This is a genomic window from Mesorhizobium sp. M4A.F.Ca.ET.050.02.1.1 (genome assembly GCF_003997725.1).
Lineage (GTDB): Bacteria > Pseudomonadota > Alphaproteobacteria > Rhizobiales > Rhizobiaceae > Mesorhizobium.
In genome coordinates this window covers 1-953 of sequence record NZ_RZSG01001275.1, presented here as the reverse complement: position 1 = coordinate 953, position 953 = coordinate 1, and the positions used below count along the sequence as shown (strand labels likewise).

Sequence of the window (953 nt, the reverse complement as noted above, 5' to 3'; positions counted from 1 at the left end):
CCGCCGTAAATCGCCATCTGGACGACGTCCCGCCACATCGACACCGAGGCATCCCAGCCGCACAGCGGATCGGCGACGTATTTCGCCACCTCCGCCTCGTCGCGCGACAGCCAGTCGAACAGGGTCTTGTGGTTGGGCACGGCCTTGCCCCAGGCCTGGAAGGTCAGCCTCGGCAGCAGTCGCGACGGTACGTCGGAACCCAGCCGCATCCTCTCCCAGCCCAGGATGGCCAGCGCCAGCTGACTCAGCAGGCCCTGGGAGAAGTTGCCATTCCAGATCGCGGCGGCATGGACGCGCGCCGAATGACGCAGAAGGAAGTTCAACGCCACCGACGCGCCCATCGAATGGCCGAAGAGGATGACCGGCACGCCCGGGTGCTCGCCGGCGATCAGGTCGTGGATGGCGGTGACATCGGCGATGACCTTGGCGCCGCCATCGACATCGGCGAATTTGCCGAGCGGCGCATCCGGCGCCCTGGTCGCGCCGTGGCCGCGATGGTCCTGCACATAGACATGACAGCCGCGCTCGGCGAGGAAATCGGCGAAGCGGGCATAGCGCGCCGCATGCTCGGCCAGTCCATGATTGATCTGGACGACGGCGCGCGGCTGGCCGCTCGTCTCCTTCACATAGAGGTTGAGATCGGCGCCGGTCGGCGATCTGACCAGGCGCTGCTGGCTGAATGGCATTTCGCTTCGTCCCCCGCAACGCCCTTGTCGTGCTCACGAGAGTTTTGTTTGCGCCGGCGGCGGTTTTAGGTCAATGCGGCCAGGCTGATTTTGCCCTGTGGGTTTCTTCCCTTGCGGCGCGGGCCATCGCAATTCTGACACGGAGACAGCGGCAGTGTGTGCCGCGACATTTTGAGCCGAGGGGCGGGTATGCGGACTGGTTTTGCTTTTTTGTTGGCTGCCGCCGTCACGGCGCTCGCCGGAGCAGCGCGGGCCGATGTGAAGATG

2 protein-coding genes are annotated in these 953 nt (G+C 65.6%); both read right to left on the bottom strand.

Going from position 1 to position 953, the window contains the following annotated elements; translation table 11 throughout:
- Positions 1-686, bottom strand: a 686-nt coding sequence (locus EOA33_RS36905; RefSeq protein WP_145989560.1) for an alpha/beta hydrolase, incomplete at its 3' end; no start/stop codon positions are given.
- Positions 687-719: 33 nt separating this feature from the next.
- On the bottom strand, positions 720-953 hold a 234-nt coding region (locus tag EOA33_RS40010), incomplete at its 5' end, for a hypothetical protein (RefSeq protein WP_210212657.1).